The sequence below is a fragment of the Lonepinella koalarum genome (assembly GCF_004565475.1).
In the GTDB taxonomy this organism is placed as follows: domain Bacteria; phylum Pseudomonadota; class Gammaproteobacteria; order Enterobacterales; family Pasteurellaceae; genus Lonepinella; species Lonepinella koalarum.
This window is the reverse complement of the sequence record NZ_SRHX01000002.1, coordinates 369,116-388,159: the sequence shown is the minus strand read 5'-3', so window position 1 is coordinate 388,159 and position 19,044 is coordinate 369,116. Positions and strand designations below refer to the sequence as shown.

Here is a 19,044-nt window from a genome sequence, read left to right as displayed (position 1 = left end):
TGCTTTTTTGAGAAAGAATTAAAAAGGAAATTTATGTACAATTTATTAGAAAAACTGGCTGACGGTCAAACCTATTCTTTTGAAAATTTAACCGCACTTTTAGGCTGTAATGACAATGAGTTACTGGTTCAAATTCAACAATTACAACAGCAAGGTATTCATATTGATACCACTTTGGGTGAAGTCAAGTTATTACCCCAAACCGCATTATTAAACCCTGAAAAATTGCGTGATACTTTGCCGAATCAAGTGTTTTATCGCCCAATTATTCATTCAACCAATCAATTTTTACTCGAAAATATCAAACGCCTCAACAAAGGCGACATCTGCACTGCTGAAAGCCAAACCGCAGGACGTGGACGACGTGGACGGCAATGGATTTCACCTTTTGCTAGTCAGTTAATGTTTAGTTTTATTTGGCAAGTAGATGCGAGAAAGCCTATTGATGGTTTAAGTTCTATCGTGGCAATGGCAATTAATCATACCTTAATAAAATTAGGCGGTGCAGACATTATGCTGAAATGGCCAAATGATATTTTATTAAAAGGAAGAAAACTAGCGGGAATTTTAATTGAAATTGCTCATACCGAGAATGGTCAACTTAATTTAGTGGTGGGGATTGGGTTAAACGTTGATATTCCCAAAGATAACCAACAAATTGACCAAAGCTGGGCAAATTTAACTGAAATTTTGCCCAAAATAGACCGCACTTCGTTGTTAATCGCTTTAATCCAGCAGATTTATCAAGAACTAGAAACATTCGAACGAGTAGGAATAAATGCTGAATTTCAGCAAAAATGGCAAGAAGTTGATGCCTATTTCGGTGAAACGGTAAATATTATCACGGAAAAACAAGTGATTTCAGGAACGGAACAAGGCATTGATGAACATGGATATTTAAAATTATTAACCAATAGTGGCGAATTATTAACCTTTAATGGTGGAGAAGTGTCGTTGCGGAGAAAATAATACTCAATGCCCCGCACTCTCGTACGGGGCTACGCATGGTGACGATGCTCCGCATCTTTAGGGACATAGAATAGCACACAAGCTACGGAGTAGCGATAATATGCTTAACCTTGTACGCAAGTGCAAAGAGAGAAAATAAATATGGCTGGGGTACTAGGATTCGAACCTAGGAATGCTGAGATCAAAACCCAGTGCCTTACCGCTTGGCGATACCCCAATTAAGATTATCTTATCTTGAAAAGATATTGATTAGTATGTTGATAGTATGGCTGGGGTACTAGGATTCGAACCTAGGAATGCTGAGATCAAAACCCAGTGCCTTACCGCTTGGCGATACCCCATCAACTCAAAAGATTTGCAAACTGAAAATGGTGCGGAAGGAGGGACTTGAACCCACACGCACAGGCGCCAGAACCTAAATCTGGTGCGTCTACCAATTTCGCCACTTCCGCAATATATTGACCACTTTTAAATGGTGGCTACAGCGAGATTCGAACTTGCGACCCCAACATTATGAGTGTTGTGCTCTAACCGACTGAGCTATGTAGCCATATTTTGCGTCACCGTAATCAGCGTTGCGGTGCGTATTATGCTAATTTCCCCCTAGCTCGTCAACTATTTTTTCTTAATAATGTTAAAATTTCCGTTCGTTCGAATACAGATTAAGCAAATCGCCTCAAATAAGTCTTTATTCTATCAAAAGATGTTGCAATAAACTACCGTCCAACAATGCCCGTTTGACTAAAGCAAATGCTCCAATCACATCTTCATGATGTAATTCCGACACTACTAACGGCGTATTTTTTACAAATGAGGGTAATGCGTGACTTTCTAATGTTTTGTGAATGGCTGCAAATAAGGTATTCTTCGCTTGGGTAATTTCCCCCGAAATCACGATTTTCTCAGGGTTAAACATATTTACTGACATTGCTAGCACCCGTCCGATTTGTACGCCGACATGTTCAATTAACTCTGTAGCCACTGCATCATGCTTATTACTGGCTTTACAAATCGCTTCAATATCATGACTTTCTAATGACAACCATTTACTTTGATAACCGTCTTCTAGCATTTGTTGCATTTTATTTTCAATAGCATCATTGCTGACCACCGTTTCCAAACAACCAACATTGCCACACAAACAGCGTTTACCCAACGGATCCACCTGAATATGCCCGATTTCACCGACATTATTGCGATAGCCTTGAAACACTTCATGATTAATCACAATCCCTGCCCCTACACCTCGATGAATACGTAACAACAAGGAATCATAACAATCTTTTGTCACACCAAAATAATGCTCGGCTAATGCCAAACTTCGCACATCTTGCCCGATATAACTCGGTAAATTAAAGCGTTGTTCAAGTCGTTGCACTAAATCCCAAGGTTCAGCTAACTCAAAGTACGGTAGATTTTCAATCAGATTATTTTTACCATTCACAAAGCCAGTGACAGTAATACCAATGGCAATTAGTTCGCTAGATTTGTTGGCATTATCCACCATAAATTTATCTAATTGCGCCAATAAAAAATCTTCTAATTGGGGTAAATTTTGCACATCAGGCAAATTAAAATGTTGGTATGTTAGCAACTTAGCTGAAAGATCCATCATTGCGAACACGATTTCTTCTCGCCCTAAATGAATCAATAAAGTACGAAATGCTTTTTGTTCTGCCACAATGGATGTCGCACGACGCCCTCCTGTGGATTCTTGCTGATCCACTTCTTTAATCAACCCACGAGCCAATAAAGCACGGGTAATTTTAGTGACACTGGCGGGGGCAAGCTGGCTTAATTCCGAAATTCGAATTCGAGAAATGGGAGCTTGTTGGTCAATTAATTTATACACCACTGCACTATTCATCTGTTTAACCAAATCTACATTGACAATTTGATTAATTCGCATCCGACTATCCTTATTTTACGCTATAAAATTTATGCTATTCTACCTGAAAAATTGGTAAAAATTAACCGCAGTTTAAAGTGAATGTACTGAATTAATCATGGTAGCAAACCAATCTTTTGTATTGTGATCTATTTCGGGTAAATAATAGGATAAATCCCCTGTCTGTTTCAAGAGCCGTTGCCAGTAAATATCCCCCTGATTATAATCATCGCCCTGAGCAATATTCTCAATATGTTGACATTTAGCCTGCGCATTCTCTGTTTTTAAATAGCGACCAATATCCTTAGTGACAGCTAAAATCACGTGCTGCTCACTCGCTAAATAAGCGGAAATATAGCGTTTCAACAATGGCATCGGATCAAAATTCGGATCAAATAAAAAAGTTTTTCCAACTAAATTATTCTTTTCTTTAGCATAAAAAAGAGGCGGAAGCACTTTATTTACACCGTTATTTGCCAATAAAATTAAATAATAAAGCCAGTTTTCAATGGCATAACTATCTTTATGCTTGGCTACCGTCCATTGAATAAGTTGCACGCCCTTTGTTGTCTCAAATAATCGATTAATATAACCGCTTAAGTAAATGGTTTTGCCCTCCACATCAATGACCAAATCCACATATTGCGTTTGTGTAGGTTGCTCTTGATATGGTCGTAAAATCTCTTGAAACTGTGCAATTTCAGACCGCACTTGATGTTGATAAAGCTGAGCAAATTCTCCACTTGGCAACAATCCTTTGACCTTGAGTTGAGCAAAATAAGCATCCACATCAATCTTTTCTTGCATCAGTAAATGTTGTTGAATTTGATATAGGTCTAAACCGTCTAACACAAAATTCTCCGTATCCATAATTTGTTCATCTTTATCTCTAAAATAAACATCTAATCGTTGTTCAAAGAAAAATTGTAACGGGTTTTTAATAAATTTAATTAACTGTTCAGTATCAATTTGAATAATATTGTTTTCTGGTTTAGTGTCACTGTTTGGTATTTTAACAAAATCTTCTGGTCGTTGATGCGCATTGGCAATATTCGCCCATTCTTTGGCAAAAGTGCGGTGATTTTCACTAAAGTTTTTTGGGCTGAATGCCGTCATCGCGTGATATTTTACCAATGGTTTATCATCACCTTTCGGTCGGCAATCAGTATCCAGATTTTCATCTAAATAATCCAGTAATTGATTTACCAATACCGACGGTTCAAGTGGTGTATTATCAATCATGGATTGCCCTACGTAACTAATATAAAGCTGCTGCTGTGCAGCCAATAAGGCTTCTAGAAATAAATAACGATCATCATCGCGACGAGAACGATCACCTTTTTGACGGTGATATTGCATTAAATCAAAGCTATTCGAGGTTTGCTGGCGTGGATAATCTGGTTCATTCATGCCTAATAAACAGACCACCTTAAATGGAATCGCTCGCATCGGTAATAAGGTGCAAAAACTCACCTTACCGACTAAAAATTTTAAGCTATTCTCTTGTTCGTTTAACTTTTCTGTTAATACATCAGCCATAACCTCTGCGCTCAAAGGTTCATCAATATGTAAGGTTTGTAATAATTCTGTCAATTGTTGAATGCTATTTTCAATATAGCGTAACATGTCTGCCGTATTAGCTTCAGAAATAAAGAAATTCTGCAATAGCGCGGTCAAATTTGTCTGCCATTCAGTGATCGAGTGGGATTGCGACAAGGTATGTTGCCATAGACTAAGTTGCTCTATAAAGCTAGCTAATGCCCCTACTAAACGGCTTTTTAAGCCATAGCTATGATCAAAACCCAATTGTTCTTGTTGCCAAATACCATTTTCTTCACGCATAGCAAAACCTAGTAGCATCCGTTCCAAGCCAGCTTGCCAAGCATTAAAATTTTGCCCTTGCGGATGTTGTTTATCTAATCCAAAACGAATTCCACTGTCTTTTACCCAGTGTCGTAACTGTTCGAGTTCATCTTGTGTAATTGCAAAACGATGGCGAATAGCTGGAATATCTAGCAAGGCTAAAACATCTTCTGCACTAAATTGACTATCTTTTAAATGCAATAAATTTAAAAAAGTGGCTAGTAATACATCACTTTCCGATAGGGTTTGATCGGAAATAGAAAAGGGAATGTAACGTTTATCATAATCCCAATTACCTTGCAGATCTTTTATTTTGCGCTGATACTGTCCAAATACCGCTTGAATATAAGGCGCATAACGGTCAATATCTGCCACCATCACCACAATATCTTTTGGTGTTAAGGTTTCATCATTTATAAAACATTGTAATAAATAATCATGTAATACTTCCACTTCACGCATCGGGCTATGACAAGCATGAAAAGAGATAGACTGATCTTCTGCCGCAAAATGCAATGAGCCTACTTCACTAGGTGCTAAATGCAAAATCTTGTGCTGAACTTGGTTTAGTAAACTTTGCCCTGTAATGTCGATATTTTGTTGAATTTCTAAGCAATCTAGCTGACTTAATAAATAGAAAAAATCTCGCCCTAACTTTCCCCAAGTGGCAAGTAGTGGATTTCCGACCGAAAGATATTCTTGCTCCGAGGTTAATTCTTGTTTATTAGCTAAATATTCATCAAGTTGTGTAGGCTTAAAAAAGGATTTTTGTTCACCGGTTTTACGTTCGGTGAGTATTTTCAATTCACGCTTGCGAGCAAAACTTGGATCGACCAAATCCCCCCAATAATATTGACTTGGATTATTAAAAAATAAATGAATATCACAATGTTTTGCCATGGCGACAAAGGTTTCTAAATAGGTTTTTGGCAACGCAGAAATACCAAAAATAAATAGCCGTTTGGGTAAATTTTTATAGTGACTGAGTTGCAAATATTCCTGATGCAAGTTAGCTCGGTGTTGGAGCGGTTTATCGTCGTGCGATAAATCCGCAATTAAGGCACGCCAAAGGATCCCTTGCCATGCCACATCTTGCTCAATTCGTTGTTTAAAATCATCATCTGTGTGTTTTTGCTGCCCTACAATTTCATTAATAATAATCTGTGGTTGATGTTGTTCCCAAGCAGAAATCCAATGCGGACGATAGACTAAATATTGATCAAACAAATCTGCAATTTTACGCGCTAATTGATACAGTTTCTGTTGTTCTGATTGTGGAGAATAATGCAAATAATTGAGAATCGGTTGCAAATCCGTTCGTTTGATCAACGCCATTAATCGCCACGTCATCGCATCTTTACTGAATTGGCTTTGTTCCGCCACATTTGGCAGATTATCCACATATTGTTGCCAAATAAAGCTCGCTGGCATAGGAAAATGAAAATTTGCCGCAATACCTTGTTTAGCCGCCAGTTGTAATTGCAACCATTGTGCCATGCCGGGACTTTGTACTAAAATAGTTTCTGAGCTAAAAGGATCATCTAGCGGATCAAGTTTAATTAATTCACATAAAATATCTTTTTGCAGTTCAAGGTTATTGGAATGATAAATGATGAACATAATGGTCCCACTTGCCCGATTTTATTTCTTATCATTATAAACCAATTTCCCCTAAAATATAGCGCACTTTCACACGCTCTCCCAAACAACTCACAGAAAACGTCAGTTGGTTTTGTTTAACTTCAGTTTCGCAAGATAGCCCTAAAAATTGTCGTTGCTGCTGATTTTCCGCAATTTGAATAGCTTGATAACGTTGATAAATTTCATTCGCCGTTTGGCGTTGCACATTCACCCATTGATTAATGGCGAGAAAAATACCACTGAATAGACTAAGTGCCACCAACAAGGTGATAAGGCTCATACCTTGTTTAAACCTATGGAATAAAATCATGCCAAGTTTTCTCTCCCTTTTGCCATCGACTATAAGATTGTACTAATTCAGTGACTACTACTTTTTTATAGCTCAGTGTCACCGTATCATCTTTTGAAAATGCCCCTTGTGTGATCACAGAACCTGTTATTTTACCTTTACCAGCAATGTGTAAATCCCCCGTTGCTATCACTATTCCACTTAAATTGCCATTAATATTCCATTCTGTTTGAGCTTGATCAAACCAAAATAAGTTATTGCCGTTATCACTAGGAAAATAATTAACATTTTGAATTGCCCTGGCCTGAAATAATACAAAAGCATCTTTATCAATAAAATTATCAAATTGTTCTTCATTTAAATTTTTAGTAGGCGATTTTTTAAATAAGGCTTGCCGTTGACACCAGATAAAATGTTGATGTTCTTCACTGTCAGATGATGTCATAGATGCTGTTGTAAAATTCCCAACTAAGCTCAGATCTAGATTTTGACAAAGGTCAAATTGCTGTTGCTGAAATTGTTTCTGTAAATCAATATGTTGTCGCACATACTGTTGCCGTTGATTAGCGATACTAGAATGTAAGCGTAGGCTATCATCATTAAATAATAAGATGATTAACAATACACTAGTAAGTAAAATCAATAAGCTAATGGTAACAAAAGCGCGGTGTATTTTAGGTAATTTTTTCATCTATTCACTTGAAATTGGTTGATTAAGTAATGGAATAACCACTGAACTTTCATATTGAATGTCCGGAGATTGTTTTAAACGACCCGCTAAATAAAGCATTAATCCTTTATATTGCTTGCTATTATCTAACCAGTTCAATTGTAAGTCAGTAATTTCATAATTATCTTCATCTAGCATTTTCGTCCAACCTAAATCCTGACAAGCATTCTGCTGTAAATAACCTTGGCATTCTGCTTTTTTACATTTGGTATTCGCTTTATTGCCATAGGTGCGACTTTCTAAAAGCAAACCATTTTGACGATAACCAAAAAGTTCGCGTCCTACTTCTGATGTGGCGTTTTGTTCATCTTTAGCACATTGCTTAGCGGTCGATCCTAAACAACCATTGCCATCTAAATCATAAAAGAATAAAACACAGTTATTTTTCACCGCACTTTCATTAGACATCGGATAAATAGCTAAACTTATGCCATCTTCATCAAGCTCAAATAGGGAAAAATTTTCCTGCGTAACCTTTATGGATAATGCTCGAAAACCGGCACGACGAAGATCTTTCGCCATGGTTTGCAAAGCTCGTTGTAATTCGGTTTGTAATTGAAGTTGTAATAGCTGACGTCGATTTTGCTGTTGGGCGTAGCTATAAAATTGAATAATCACTAATAATAGAAATGAAGATAAAGTTAAACTCAACATTAAGCCTAACAAACTTTGCCCGTTATAAAATCTTGTCATTCTTCCACTCCAGCATTACAGGCATTCTCTGCTTGATCGCTTTTTAGGCGAATCCGCCCTAAATTAGAAAAAGCAAACAAAGTTCGAGATTGCTCAGCCTGTAACATAAAGCAACCTGAATCTGACGAATTGCGTGTACCATTAAAACTGATTAATTTTTGTGGATAATACGCTTTGGCAAAGATCATGTTTTTTTGTGGGCTCAAGGGATAATAAAATTGAGCCAAAAGATGATCAGGGCAAAAATGCGGATGAAAACAATCACAAGTAGTTTCTGATTTACGCTGTGCAGCAATACACCAACGTTGTTGGCTAATATCACGATTAATCACCAGATACCAAATTTCCGTGGAATTTTCCACTCTGGCTTGGATTTGACGTAAAAATAGAAACAAACGATGCTGTTCTTTAATTAGAATTTGTTGGCTATCACTTTGCCATGCTGGCATGCTAATTAAGGTAATCATACTGATAATCAATAAAGCTATCATCATTTCAACCAAAGTAAACCCATTTTTCATAATGTCTTCTTCTGGTTACTCACAATTTCTGTAAATTTTTCACTGCACTTTAAAAACAAAGTAGCTAGAAAACAATAAAATTAATGGCGTTTTGGAACAAAAATCACAGAATTAAGCTAAAGAGATCTACTCACAGCATAAAATAATGTATATAGGTTAAGAATTATAAGAATAGTGGTGGGTCGTAAAGGGCTCGAACCTTTGACTAACGGATTAAGAGTCCGCTGCTCTACCAACTGAGCTAACGACCCAATTTGGGTGGTATTCGTTTTACTATATCAGTATCATTGAATTAAGTGGTGGGCCGTGAAGGATTCGAACCTTCGACAAACGGATTAAAAGTCCGCTGCTCTACCGCCTGAGCTAACGGCCCATTTTGCATGGTTTTATTTTTAACTTTAAAGCAAATAAGAAAATCTAATTAAGTGGTGGGCCGTGAAGGATTCGAACCTTCGACAAACGGATTAAAAGTCCGCTGCTCTACCGCCTGAGCTAACGGCCCATTTTGTATTGCTTTATTTTTAGCTTTAAAGCAAATAAGAAAATCTAATTAAATGGTGGGTCGTGAAGGATTCGAACCTTCGACAAACGGATTAAAAGTCCGCTGCTCTACCGCCTGAGCTAACGACCCACTTACGCTATAACGAACTACGTCAAGCAACGAGTGCATATATTACGGATTTAAATTTAATAATCAATAGTTATTTTTATTTTTTGAATTGTTTGCACGAATACTCATCAATTCAGGATAATTTTTTCTCGTACATTTATAGGGTCAAAAACAAAACAGGTTCCATAAATTGAAACCTGTTCTATTAAAACAATAAATACTTAAAATTAGTATTCTAATACTGCACGACGGTTTTTGCTGTATGCAGACTCATCGTGACCAGCTACAGCCGGTTTTTCTTCACCGTAAGAAACAGTTGAAACATTGTTAGCACCTTTCGCTGCTAAGAAAGATTTTACTGCGTCTGCACGACGTTGACCTAATGCAATGTTGTACTCTGGAGTACCACGTTCGTCAGCATGACCTGCTACTAATACTTTCGCTGCTGGAGTAGCGTTTAAGTATTGTGCGTGAGCGTCTAACAATTGTGAGTATTCACCTTCAATTGCATAGCTGTCAAATGCGAAGTAAACTGTGTTGTAACGAGTTTGTAAATCTTGAACAGATAAACCGCCAAATGTTTGAGCATTTGCGTTTGTACCGTCCGTACCGCTAGCATCGTTGTTTGATGAACTACAAGCAGCTAATGCTAATACTGGGGCAACTAACAATAATTTTGCTAATTTCATTTAATATTTTCTCCTTAGAGTTTTTTACTTTGTTAAATATGGTGACCAAGCAGGAAATTTCACTTGTCCGTCACTTCCTGGCAAGCGTGCTTTAAAGCGTCCGTCTGCAGATACTAATTGTAGCACCTTTCCTAAGCCTTGGGTAGAACTATAAATAATCATAATTCCATTTGGTGAAATACTCGGACTTTCATCAAGAAAAGTTGAACTTAAAGTGTCAATTTTCCCTGTTATAAGGTCTTGTTTAATCACATGATCGCCTGAAATCATTACCATCGTTTTACCGTCAGAACTCACCTGTCCGCTATAACTTTTGCCACCTGAACCTACTAATGATGCACCTCCACCGGAAGCACTCATTGAGTAAACTTGAGGCGAACCGCCTCTATCGGAGGTAAACAAAATACGTCCATCTGGAGTCCAGCTAGGCTCTGTATTATTACCCGCGCCGCTCGTCAATTTAGTAGCTTGCCCACCATTCGAACCCATCACATAAATGTTTAGCTGACCATCTTGATTCGATGCAAAGGCTAAACGACTACCATCCGGTGAAAACGCTGGGGCTCCATTGTGTCCGGGGAATGAAGCCACCACTTTTCTGGCACCGGAACCTAAATCCTGAACCACAAGCTGTGATTTTTTATTTTCAAAAGAAACATAAGCTAAACGCTTACCATCTGGCGACCAAGCTGGTGACATTATCGGTTGAGAACTACGATTTACCACAAATTGATTGTAACCATCATAATCTGCTACACGAACTTCATAAGGTTGTGAGCCACCATTTTTTTGCACCACATACGCAATACGCGTCCTAAATGCACCTTTAATGGCGGTAATCTTTTCAAATACTTCGTCACTAACAGTGTGCGCGCCAAAACGGATAAATTTTGCTGCTACGGTGAATGAATTTTGTGCTAATACTGCTCCAGCAGCCCCCGACGCACCGATAGTATCCACTAACTGATAAGCGATATTATAACCACCACCAGTGTCTGTCACTTGTCCAACCACAATCGCATCAACGCCTAATGAAGCCCATGCATCAGGAGTGACTTCAGAAGCTGAACCCGGTTGTTGTGGCATTTGGTTGACAGCAATAGGGTTAAATTTACCACTATTGCGTAAATCATCAGAGATAATTTTTGCAATATCTTCTGGAACTAAACCGTTGGTTTTAAACGGCACAACTGCAATCGGTCTTGCCCCCTCTACACCTTCATCAATCACGATGCGAACTTCGTCATCCGCTTGAACCGTGCTTATTGTAAAAAATAATACGGCAATGACACCCAAAATACGAGCTATTAATTTCATCATACCACCTATGGTTAATGTTTATTGAGATTACTTTCCTAAAAACGATTATTCCAAATCAAAATTAACTATTTTAGATCAAAGTCAATAATCGGGTTTTTATATTTATTATAAATTTCATCACTCGGTGCAGCTGGTACTTTTTTCGTTCTAGCGACTGCACTCAACGCTGCGGCACAAATATCATCAGGTCCTGAAACGCGTTGATAACCTAAAATTGCACCATCTCGAGCTAATTGAATTCTAATACTACATACTTTTCCAGCAAAACTTGGATCTTTAATAAAACGGCGTTTAATTTCTTTTTTAATCACGCCAGCATATTGATCACCTACTTTACCACCATCTCCAGCCCCCATGGCGGCACCAGAACCCTGACTACCTCCTTTGTTGGCATTACCACCTTTTGATGCGCTACCACCACCAACATCACCACCATTTAAAAAGTCATCTAAAGCAGCTTGTTTAGCTTTGGCATCTGCCTTGGCTTTAGCGTCTTTTTCGGCTTTTTCCTTCGCTTCTCTCTCGGCTTTAGCTTTGGCATCTTTTTCCGCTTTTTCTTTCGCTTCTCTCTCGGCTTTAGCTTTTGCTTCTTGTTCCGCTTTTTCTTTCGCGTCTCTCTCGGCTTTAGCTTTGGCATCTTTTTCTGCTTTTTCTTTCGCTTCTTTCTCTACTTTGGCTTTCTCAGCTTGTAAAGCTTTCTCTTTCGCTATTCTTTCCTGCTCAGCTTTAGCTTTTGCTTCTTGTTCCGCTTGTTTAGCCGCCGCGGCTAAGCGTTTAGCTTCTGCCTCTGCTTTTAATTTTGCCGCCTCAGCTTCTTGTTTAGCTTTCGCTTCAGCCTCTTGTTTGGCTTTCTCTAAAGCTTCTTGTTTAGCTTTAGCTTCAGCTTCTTGTTTCGCCTTTTGCTGTTCAAGTTGTTTTTGACGTTGTTGTTCTTTCTGTTGTTCCAGTCTTTCTTGCTCAAGTTTTTGCTCATCAACCGTCGGCTTTGGCTCTGTTTTTTCAATAACCTCTTCGGGCTCCTTCTTCGTCTTTTCTGCCTGACCTTTTTTCTGTTGTTGAATCCGTCCCCATTCTTGAGCTGCCGAACCGGTATCCACCATTACAGCACCCATCATATCGCCGTCACCTTCGCCTCCCCCCATCACTTCAAGAGGATGATACACCAGTGAACTCAAAATTAACAAACCGAACAGAATGCCATGTAAAACTACCGAAATCAGTAATGCACTTGTTTGTTTCTTTTGTCGATTATTTCTCACAATCTATCCTACTGCTTAAATGGGATCGGTCATTAAACCAACGGATTTAATTCCAGCTAAATGAAGTAAATTCAACGCCTTAATTACTTCTTCATAAGGTACATCACTTGCTCCACCGACTAAAAACATCGTATTTGGATCTTTTTCAAATTCCTGTTTAGTCATTTGCGTGACCATTTCTTCGGTCAGACCTTCGGAACGTTCACCAGCAATAGAAATTGCATATTGTCCAATACCTGCCACTTCTAAAATCACTGGAACCTTATCTTCATTAGATACCGATTGACTTTCTACGGCATCAGGTAAATCTACTTGCACACTTTGGCTAATAATCGGTGCAGTTGCCATAAAAATTAATACCAAAACTAATAATACATCCAAAAATGGTACAATGTTAATTTCAGATTTAATACTTTTCTCTCTACGACGGCGGTAAGCCATATATACCTCTAAAATATCACTAAAATCACTTACAATCCTTACGGATTGTTGTGGGCTTTTTGCCCCCGTTGCGGCAAGCAACGTTGAAAATTGCTGCGGTAATTTTTACACCAGAATTGATGTTCAACCATATAAAGTGCGGTGTAAAAATACTTATTTATTAGTTTTTAGCAAACACTTGACGTTGTAAAATCGTGGTAAATTCATCAATAAAATTACCATAATTCTGCTCTAATCTATTAACACGTAAACTTAAACGGTTATATGCCATGACAGCCGGAATTGCTGCAAATAAACCGATCGCGGTGGCAATCAAGGCTTCGGCAATACCCGGAGCGACCATTTGTAAGGTCGCTTGTTTGGCGCCACTCAATGCCATAAAAGCGTGCATAATCCCCCAAACCGTACCGAATAAACCGATATAAGGACTGACAGATGCCACTGTAGCAAGGAAAGGAACGCGAGTTTCGAGATCCTCAATTTCACGATTCATTGCTAAGTTCATAGCACGTGTTGTCCCCATCATAATGGCTTCTGGGGCATCTGCATTAACCTGTTTTAAACGTGTAAATTCTTTAAACCCTGCATAAAAAATCTGTTCACTACCCGTCATAGCCATGTCACGACGATTTTCTAACCCATCATATAATCGGGTCAAATCTTCACCTGACCAAAAACGATCTTCAAATGCCATGGAATCTTTCAACGCTTTAGTTAGTATGCGACTACGTTGAATAATAATTGCCCATGATACAATGGAGAACGTGATTAAAATTAAAATTACAAGTTGAACGACGATACTCGCCTTTAGAAATAAATCCAAAAAGTTCAATTCAGCAGTCATTGCATAGCTCCGAAAATTATTCACTAAATGCGGCTTTAACTTCTGTTGGAAGTGCCACAGGTTTCATTTTGCCTAGATCAACACAGGCTACCTTAACAGTAGCCACGCTTAATATTTTATTTTCTCGTTTCAGGCATTGTGAGAAAAAAATTGTTGCCCCTTTCATTTGTTCAACAGTGGTTTCGACTATCAACGAATCATCCAGTTTGGCTGGAATATGGTAATCAATCGACATTGATTTCACGACAAAAGCAATGCCTTGCTCTGCTAATAAATTTTGCTGTGAAAAATGAAGTGAACGCAAAAATTCTGTTCTTGCTCGCTCATAAAAATGCAGATAACGTGCATGATACACCACTCCACCAGCATCTGTATCTTCGTAATAAACACGAACGGGAAATTGAAAAAGTTGCATGATAATAAAATCCTTGTTCGATAAATCTTAGTACAAAAAACTGGCGTATTTTAGAGCTTTCAATAATGATAAGCAAGCAATAACACCAAAAGTGCGGTGGAAAATATGATTCTTTTTCTACTGCACTCAAAATCTAAACTATTAATTAAAACAATATCTACTCACTATTCTTCTGCACGCTCAGAAAAACGTTCGATTTTCGCCCCAAGAGCAGATAACTTTTCTTCAATATGTTCGTAACCACGATCAATATGATAAATACGATCCACGATGGTTTCACCAGATGCAATACAACCTGCTAACACTAAACTAACGGATGCTCGCAAATCTGTTGCCATCACTTGCGCCCCGGAAAGATACTCTACCCCTTGAATTAAAGCCGTGTTTCCTTCAATTTCTCCTTTAGCTCCCATACGGACTAATTCAGGTACATGCATAAAACGGTTTTCAAAGATGGTTTCTGTGATTTTACTCGTGCCTTCTGCTACCGCATTTAATAAAGTAAACTGAGCTTGCATATCCGTTGGAAAACCAGGATGTGGCATGGTGCGAATGTTCACCGCTTTTGGACGCTGACCTAAACTATCTAAAGTAATCGTATCCTCAGTCACATCTACTTGCATACCGGACTCACGTAATTTTTCAATTACCGCATCAAGGGTATCCGCTTTGGTACCGAGACATTTAATACGCCCTCCCGAAACTGCGGCAGCCACAAGGAATGTACCGGTTTCAATACGATCTGGCACAATACTATGCTCACAACCAGTTAAGCGCTCAACACCTTCAATCGTAATAGTATCAGAACCTAAGCCTGAAATATTAGCGCCCATCTTATTTAAGAAAACACCAGTATCCACCACTTCCGGCTCACGGGCTGCATTTTCAATAATCGTGGTACCTTTGGCTAAGGTAGCCGCCATCATCACCGATAAAGTCGCACCGACACTGACCTTATCCATATAAATTTTCGCACCAGATAAACGTCCATTAACCGTCGCTTTTACATAACCTTCGTCGAGTTCAATGTGAGCACCCATTTTTTCAAGACCTGCAATATGCATATCGACCGGTCTTGCCCCGATAGTACAACCACCGGGTAAAGAAACCTGCCCCTCGTGGAAACGAGTTAACAATGGTGCTAACGCCCAAATAGATGCACGCATGGTTTTGACCAGCTCATAAGGTGCCACATAATGATTGATATGGCTCGCATCAATTAATACCGTTTTATCCGTATCGCGTTCAACATTCACACCTAATTTATGCAAAATTTTAAAGGTTGTATCTACATCTTTTAATTCTGGTACATTTTTTAATTTAACAGGTCGTTCCGCAAGAATCGCAGCAAAAAGTATCGGTAATGCCGCATTTTTTGCCCCTGAAATTTGTACCGTTCCAGTAAGACGCGATTGACCATAAACACGAAATTTTTGCATAACATTTCCTTAATTCATTGAGTGTAATAGGCGATCACGTTTCCATTTTTCCACTGTATAAGTTTTAATGGTTAATGCATGGATTTCGCCTGTAGTAAAATACTCCATTAATGGTGCATAAATCATTTGTTGTTGTTTTACACGAGATAGTGCAGCAATTTCATCATTCACTACAATTACGCCAAAATGGGCATTTTCGCCTTGAGCATAAATTTCTGAAAGATTAAGTTTTTCTTTCAAAATCTCTTCAATTTTTTTAGGTTCCATAATTTCTCAATAAGGTTAATTTTTTGAAATAAAAGGCGTTAACCAATCATTCAAATTAAATAAATCAGCCAACGTTAATAATTGCTTTGGTATATTTATTAAGACTATTTTATGTTCAGATGATTTAATTTTTCTACAATAAGCAATCAAATCACATAATAGCGCAAATCCAGCACTGTCTATACGCTTGATTTGTGCCAAATCCCATAAAATATCTTTATCGGCAATTTGCTTTTCTGATAAAAAAGTTAAACGTTGTTGCCATAACGGTAACAACGTATCACGAGATAACTCTCCGACTAATCGGAGCGTTATTTTATCATCATTTTGCACTGCCGACCATGTTAGTTTTTCAGCTTGCATATTGAATATTATTTTTTAATGGTGACTGGCACAGCGGCCGCTTTTAATACTTGAGCAGTTAACGCATCAATACCGTCTTTACGTAAAATGTTACTCCACTCTTGTTTTTTAGTTTCCACCATACTCACACCTTCAGCGGACATGTCATAAACTTGCCATTGACCAGATTTACTATTTTTACGCCACTGGAACGTTAAATTTACTGGTTGGCTTTGCATTAATTTTACTTTTACACTCGCTTGACTATCACCATTCATTTGTGCAGGTTGTACTTGTGCTTCCTGACCAGTGTATAATGTTAAAGCCTGCGCATAAGCTTGTTCAATAAACTGATCAAATGCAGAGAAAAATTTCTCACGCTGCTCTGGCGTAGTAGATCTAAAATACTGACCTAACACCAAAGAACCGGCGTAATTAACATGCACATAAGGCATTAAATCTTTACGTACCAAACTTTTTAACACATTTGGATCCGCTTTAATTTGAGCATTTTGTGCTTTCAAATCAGCAAATAAAGTATTTGCTGCTTTTTGAGTTAATTCATAAGGACCTTCTGCCGCCATTACACTTTGAACAGCAAAAAGTGCGGTTGCCACAACAACCATTTTTGATAACCATTGTTTAATTTGAATCTTCATAAAAACTCCTATTAAAATTGCTTTCCTAACCTAAATTAAATTATTCAACTGCTGGTGTGTCAAGCGTTGATTCTTCTTTTTGGTCCTTATCACCATATAAGAATTGACCAATAAGATCTTCTAATACCACTGCTGATTTCGTATCAAAAACTTTACTGCCTTCTTTCAGCATAGGGGTTTCACCGTCATCAAATCCAACACTTAAAGAGATATATTGTTCACCTAATAAACCAGATGTTTTAATTGAAAGTGAACTGTTATCTGGAATTTGATCATATTCTTGGTTTATAGCAATAGTCACGTTCGGTAAATAAGTTTGTTCATCCAGTGAAATATCTGTTACACGCCCAATGACAACCCCGCCAATTTTTAATGGTGCACGCACTTTTAGACCACCGATATTATCAAAAGTTGCAGAAATGTTATAGGACTTCTGTTCGCCAAAGCCTTGTACATTGGTTACTTTTAAGCCCATAAAGGCTAACGCCCCAATACCGAGTAATAAAAATAAACCTACCCAGAACTCATATTTAATTGTTTGTCGCATAATTTATACCTAATAAAAAAGAAATCTTAGTTAACCGCCAAACATCATCGCAGTTAATACAAAGTCTAAACCTAACACCAATAATGACGCGTTTACCACGGTTTTCGTAGTAGATTGGCTAATGCCTTCTGATGTCGGCACACAATCATAACCGTTAAATAATGCAATCCAAACCACTGCAAAAGCAAATACGACGCTTTTAATAAAGCCATACCATAAATCTTGCACGGAAACTGCATTTTGCATCACTGACCAGAAACTACCATCGTCAATACCTTTCCAATCAACCCCCACTAATGCCCCACCGATCACACCCACTGCGGTAAATAATACAGCTAAAATCGGCATGGAAATAATTCCAGCCCAAAAACGTGGTGCAATCACACGGCGTAAAGGATCCACTGCCATCATCTCAAGACTAGAAAGCTGTTCAGTAGCTTTCATTAAACCAATTTCAGCGGTTAATGCAGAGCCCGCCCGACCTGCAAATAATAATGCCGTAACAACAGGTCCTAACTCACGCAATAAGGATAGTGCCACTAACTGCCCAACATTAGCTTCGGCGGCAAAATCCACTAACACTACATAGCCTTGCAAGCCCAGAACCATACCAATAAAAAAGCCCGAAAGCAAAATAATTAGTAAGGATTGTACCCCTAAAACATGTAGCTGCTTGATTAATAATGGGGTATGTTTACGAAATTGTGGCTTACCAACTAATGCGCCCCACAACATAAACCCAGAACGACCTAAAGCTTGTACGGAGTTTATGAAGGTTCGCCCCAATGCAGAGATTAATTTCACTATCATTTAAATAAATCTCCTATGCTATCCTTAACGGGGAAATGGAAATGTACTGGTCCATCTTCTTGCCCTTGAATAAATTGAAGCACTTGCGGATCAGTACTTTTCAATAAAATATCGGCTGTACCTTCAGCAATTACACGTTTATCGGCAATAATATACGCATAATCCGCAATACTTAACACTTCTTGCACATCGTGAGAAACCACAATAGAGGTTAAATCCAAGGCTTCATTTAAGCGTTTAATTAAACTAATGATCACCCCCATACTAATCGGATCTTGTCCGGTAAAAGGTTCATCATACATAATTAAATCTGGATCGAGGGCGATGGTCCGCGCTAATGCTGCACGACGAGCCATACCACCTGATAATTCAGATGGCATTAAATCCGCCGCTCCACGCAACCCCACAGATTCTAATTTCATCAGTACAATTTTACGAATCAATTCCTCTGGTAAACGAGTATGCTCCCGAATAGGAAAAGCGACGTTATCAAAAGTAGAAATATCCGTAAATAAAGCACCTGACTGAAACAGCATTCCCATACGTTGACGCACTTTATAAAGTTCAGCATTTGACATTTTACAAATATCAGAACCATCAAATAAAATCTCACCTTGCTCTGGGATGAGTTGTCCACCGATTAATTTTAATAAGGTGGTTTTACCAATACCCGACGGCCCCATAATGGCGGTAATTTTGCCTTTAGCAACCCGCAAATTAAGATCATCGTAGATAGTACGTTCACCCCGTCTAAACGTGAGATTTTTCACTTCAATTAGTGCTTTCTCACTCATTTTATTTTCCATTT

The 19,044-nt window shown here is 38.3% G+C and carries 20 protein-coding genes and 8 tRNA genes; 1 reads left to right on the top strand and 27 read right to left on the bottom strand.

What is annotated here, in order from left to right:
• The first annotated feature begins 33 nt into the window (after positions 1 to 33).
• Positions 34 to 969 carry a bifunctional biotin--[acetyl-CoA-carboxylase] ligase/biotin operon repressor BirA gene (gene birA / locus E0709_RS04565; protein ID WP_132301146.1) on the top strand — a complete coding sequence of 312 codons (936 nt, stop codon included), beginning with the start codon at positions 34 to 36 and terminating at the stop codon, positions 967 to 969.
• Positions 970 to 1,111: 142 nt separating this feature from the next.
• Here birA and E0709_RS04560 read toward each other — a convergent pair.
• The 27 genes from E0709_RS04560 to E0709_RS04430 all read right to left on the bottom strand — a co-directional run bounded on the left by E0709_RS04560 (position 1,112) and on the right by E0709_RS04430 (position 19,030).
• Positions 1,112 to 1,186: transfer RNA gene (locus E0709_RS04560), tRNA-Gln, on the bottom strand.
• A gap of 49 nt (positions 1,187 to 1,235) precedes the next feature.
• Positions 1,236 to 1,310, bottom strand: a tRNA-Gln gene (locus E0709_RS04555).
• A gap of 28 nt (positions 1,311 to 1,338) precedes the next feature.
• Positions 1,339 to 1,421 (bottom strand) — tRNA-Leu (locus tag E0709_RS04550).
• A gap of 21 nt (positions 1,422 to 1,442) precedes the next feature.
• A tRNA-Met gene (locus E0709_RS04545) sits at positions 1,443 to 1,519 on the bottom strand.
• Between the two features lie 138 nt (positions 1,520 to 1,657).
• Positions 1,658 to 2,878 carry an ROK family protein gene (locus E0709_RS04540; RefSeq protein WP_132301148.1) on the bottom strand — a complete coding sequence of 407 codons (1,221 nt, stop codon included), beginning with the start codon at positions 2,876 to 2,878 and terminating at the stop codon, positions 1,658 to 1,660.
• 72 nt (positions 2,879 to 2,950) lie between these two features.
• Complete coding sequence (gene recC / locus E0709_RS04535) at positions 2,951 to 6,340, bottom strand: exodeoxyribonuclease V subunit gamma (RefSeq protein ID WP_132301150.1); 3,390 nt, start codon at positions 6,338 to 6,340, stop codon at positions 2,951 to 2,953.
• 34 nt (positions 6,341 to 6,374) lie between these two features.
• Positions 6,375 to 6,641 carry a DUF5374 domain-containing protein gene (locus E0709_RS04530; protein ID WP_132301152.1) on the bottom strand — a complete coding sequence of 89 codons (267 nt, stop codon included), beginning with the start codon at positions 6,639 to 6,641 and terminating at the stop codon, positions 6,375 to 6,377.
• 13 nt (positions 6,642 to 6,654) lie between these two features.
• Positions 6,655 to 7,341 carry a DUF2572 family protein gene (locus tag E0709_RS04525; protein ID WP_132301154.1) on the bottom strand — a complete coding sequence of 229 codons (687 nt, stop codon included), beginning with the start codon at positions 7,339 to 7,341 and terminating at the stop codon, positions 6,655 to 6,657.
• Positions 7,342 to 8,073, bottom strand: a complete 732-nt coding sequence (locus E0709_RS04520; RefSeq protein WP_132301156.1) for a hypothetical protein — start codon at positions 8,071 to 8,073, stop codon at positions 7,342 to 7,344. It abuts the gene before it with no gap.
• Entirely contained in the window at positions 8,070 to 8,594 is a 525-nt protein-coding gene (locus E0709_RS04515) for a prepilin-type N-terminal cleavage/methylation domain-containing protein (protein WP_132301158.1), read from the bottom strand. Before E0709_RS04515 ends, E0709_RS04520 begins: the two co-directional genes overlap by 4 nt.
• A gap of 175 nt (positions 8,595 to 8,769) precedes the next feature.
• Positions 8,770 to 8,845, bottom strand: a tRNA-Lys gene (locus E0709_RS04510).
• A 46-nt stretch (positions 8,846 to 8,891) separates the two neighbouring features.
• Positions 8,892 to 8,967 (bottom strand) — tRNA-Lys (locus E0709_RS04505).
• 53 nt (positions 8,968 to 9,020) lie between these two features.
• Positions 9,021 to 9,096 (bottom strand) — tRNA-Lys (locus E0709_RS04500).
• Positions 9,097 to 9,149: 53 nt separating this feature from the next.
• Positions 9,150 to 9,225, bottom strand: a tRNA-Lys gene (locus tag E0709_RS04495).
• A 206-nt stretch (positions 9,226 to 9,431) separates the two neighbouring features.
• The gene (gene pal / locus E0709_RS04490; protein ID WP_132301160.1) at positions 9,432 to 9,893 is read right to left on the bottom strand and encodes a peptidoglycan-associated lipoprotein Pal; all 462 of its coding nucleotides are present in this window, start codon (positions 9,891 to 9,893) and stop codon (positions 9,432 to 9,434) included.
• Positions 9,894 to 9,917: 24 nt separating this feature from the next.
• Positions 9,918 to 11,210 (bottom strand): Tol-Pal system beta propeller repeat protein TolB, encoded by a 1,293-nt coding sequence (gene tolB, locus E0709_RS04485; RefSeq protein ID WP_132301825.1) that lies wholly within the window; start codon positions 11,208 to 11,210, stop codon positions 9,918 to 9,920.
• A 68-nt stretch (positions 11,211 to 11,278) separates the two neighbouring features.
• Complete coding sequence (tolA, locus tag E0709_RS04480) at positions 11,279 to 12,472, bottom strand: cell envelope integrity protein TolA (protein WP_132301162.1); 1,194 nt, start codon at positions 12,470 to 12,472, stop codon at positions 11,279 to 11,281.
• Between the two features lie 15 nt (positions 12,473 to 12,487).
• Complete coding sequence (gene tolR, locus E0709_RS04475) at positions 12,488 to 12,913, bottom strand: colicin uptake protein TolR (protein ID WP_132301164.1); 426 nt, start codon at positions 12,911 to 12,913, stop codon at positions 12,488 to 12,490.
• Positions 12,914 to 13,073: 160 nt separating this feature from the next.
• Positions 13,074 to 13,757 (bottom strand): protein TolQ, encoded by a 684-nt coding sequence (tolQ, locus tag E0709_RS04470; RefSeq protein ID WP_132301166.1) that lies wholly within the window; start codon positions 13,755 to 13,757, stop codon positions 13,074 to 13,076.
• A gap of 16 nt (positions 13,758 to 13,773) precedes the next feature.
• On the bottom strand, positions 13,774 to 14,172 hold the full coding sequence (ybgC, locus tag E0709_RS04465; RefSeq protein ID WP_132301168.1) for a tol-pal system-associated acyl-CoA thioesterase: 399 nt from the start codon (positions 14,170 to 14,172) through the stop codon (positions 13,774 to 13,776).
• A 164-nt stretch (positions 14,173 to 14,336) separates the two neighbouring features.
• On the bottom strand, positions 14,337 to 15,611 hold the full coding sequence (gene murA, locus E0709_RS04460; RefSeq protein WP_132301170.1) for a UDP-N-acetylglucosamine 1-carboxyvinyltransferase: 1,275 nt from the start codon (positions 15,609 to 15,611) through the stop codon (positions 14,337 to 14,339).
• A gap of 9 nt (positions 15,612 to 15,620) precedes the next feature.
• A complete protein-coding gene (locus E0709_RS04455; protein WP_132301172.1) occupies positions 15,621 to 15,878 on the bottom strand; it encodes a BolA family protein in 258 nt (85 codons plus the stop codon).
• Between the two features lie 15 nt (positions 15,879 to 15,893).
• A complete protein-coding gene (locus E0709_RS04450) occupies positions 15,894 to 16,241 on the bottom strand; it encodes an STAS domain-containing protein (protein WP_132301174.1) in 348 nt (115 codons plus the stop codon).
• Positions 16,242 to 16,249: 8 nt separating this feature from the next.
• Entirely contained in the window at positions 16,250 to 16,879 is a 630-nt protein-coding gene (gene mlaC / locus E0709_RS04445) for a phospholipid-binding protein MlaC (protein WP_132301176.1), read from the bottom strand.
• Positions 16,880 to 16,919: 40 nt separating this feature from the next.
• Positions 16,920 to 17,426, bottom strand: coding sequence for an outer membrane lipid asymmetry maintenance protein MlaD (gene mlaD / locus E0709_RS04440; protein WP_132301178.1), 507 nt, complete (start codon positions 17,424 to 17,426; stop codon positions 16,920 to 16,922).
• Between the two features lie 30 nt (positions 17,427 to 17,456).
• The gene (gene mlaE / locus E0709_RS04435; protein WP_391540655.1) at positions 17,457 to 18,236 is read right to left on the bottom strand and encodes a lipid asymmetry maintenance ABC transporter permease subunit MlaE; all 780 of its coding nucleotides are present in this window, start codon (positions 18,234 to 18,236) and stop codon (positions 17,457 to 17,459) included.
• Positions 18,233 to 19,030, bottom strand: a complete 798-nt coding sequence (locus E0709_RS04430) for an ATP-binding cassette domain-containing protein (RefSeq protein WP_132301180.1) — start codon at positions 19,028 to 19,030, stop codon at positions 18,233 to 18,235. The genes mlaE and E0709_RS04430 overlap by 4 nt, the downstream gene beginning before the upstream one ends.
• Positions 19,031 to 19,044 lie beyond the last annotated feature (14 nt).

Excerpts from the sequence above, each read along its gene's own strand:
- mlaC (WP_132301176.1), bottom strand. The coding sequence starts at position 16,879 with ATGAAGATTCAAATTAAACAATGGTTATCAAAAATGGTTGTTGTGGCA.
- murA (WP_132301170.1), bottom strand. The coding sequence starts at position 15,611 with ATGCAAAAATTTCGTGTTTATGGTCAATCGCGTCTTACTGGAACGGTA.
- E0709_RS04540 (WP_132301148.1), bottom strand. The coding sequence starts at position 2,878 with ATGCGAATTAATCAAATTGTCAATGTAGATTTGGTTAAACAGATGAAT.
- tolB (WP_132301825.1), bottom strand. The coding sequence starts at position 11,210 with ATGAAATTAATAGCTCGTATTTTGGGTGTCATTGCCGTATTATTTTTT.
- pal (WP_132301160.1), bottom strand. The coding sequence starts at position 9,893 with ATGAAATTAGCAAAATTATTGTTAGTTGCCCCAGTATTAGCATTAGCT.
- E0709_RS04530 (WP_132301152.1), bottom strand. The coding sequence starts at position 6,641 with ATGAGCCTTATCACCTTGTTGGTGGCACTTAGTCTATTCAGTGGTATT.
- recC (WP_132301150.1), bottom strand. The coding sequence starts at position 6,340 with ATGTTCATCATTTATCATTCCAATAACCTTGAACTGCAAAAAGATATT.
- E0709_RS04525 (WP_132301154.1), bottom strand. The coding sequence starts at position 7,341 with ATGAAAAAATTACCTAAAATACACCGCGCTTTTGTTACCATTAGCTTA.
- E0709_RS04520 (WP_132301156.1), bottom strand. The coding sequence starts at position 8,073 with ATGACAAGATTTTATAACGGGCAAAGTTTGTTAGGCTTAATGTTGAGT.
- ybgC (WP_132301168.1), bottom strand. The coding sequence starts at position 14,172 with ATGCAACTTTTTCAATTTCCCGTTCGTGTTTATTACGAAGATACAGAT.
- tolR (WP_132301164.1), bottom strand. The coding sequence starts at position 12,913 with ATGGCTTACCGCCGTCGTAGAGAGAAAAGTATTAAATCTGAAATTAAC.
- E0709_RS04515 (WP_132301158.1), bottom strand. The coding sequence starts at position 8,594 with ATGAAAAATGGGTTTACTTTGGTTGAAATGATGATAGCTTTATTGATT.
- mlaE (WP_391540655.1), bottom strand. The coding sequence starts at position 18,236 with ATGATAGTGAAATTAATCTCTGCATTGGGGCGAACCTTCATAAACTCC.
- tolQ (WP_132301166.1), bottom strand. The coding sequence starts at position 13,757 with ATGACTGCTGAATTGAACTTTTTGGATTTATTTCTAAAGGCGAGTATC.
- E0709_RS04430 (WP_132301180.1), bottom strand. The coding sequence starts at position 19,030 with ATGAGTGAGAAAGCACTAATTGAAGTGAAAAATCTCACGTTTAGACGG.
- E0709_RS04455 (WP_132301172.1), bottom strand. The coding sequence starts at position 15,878 with ATGGAACCTAAAAAAATTGAAGAGATTTTGAAAGAAAAACTTAATCTT.
- mlaD (WP_132301178.1), bottom strand. The coding sequence starts at position 17,426 with ATGCGACAAACAATTAAATATGAGTTCTGGGTAGGTTTATTTTTATTA.
- E0709_RS04450 (WP_132301174.1), bottom strand. The coding sequence starts at position 16,241 with ATGCAAGCTGAAAAACTAACATGGTCGGCAGTGCAAAATGATGATAAA.
- birA (WP_132301146.1), top strand. The coding sequence starts at position 34 with ATGTACAATTTATTAGAAAAACTGGCTGACGGTCAAACCTATTCTTTT.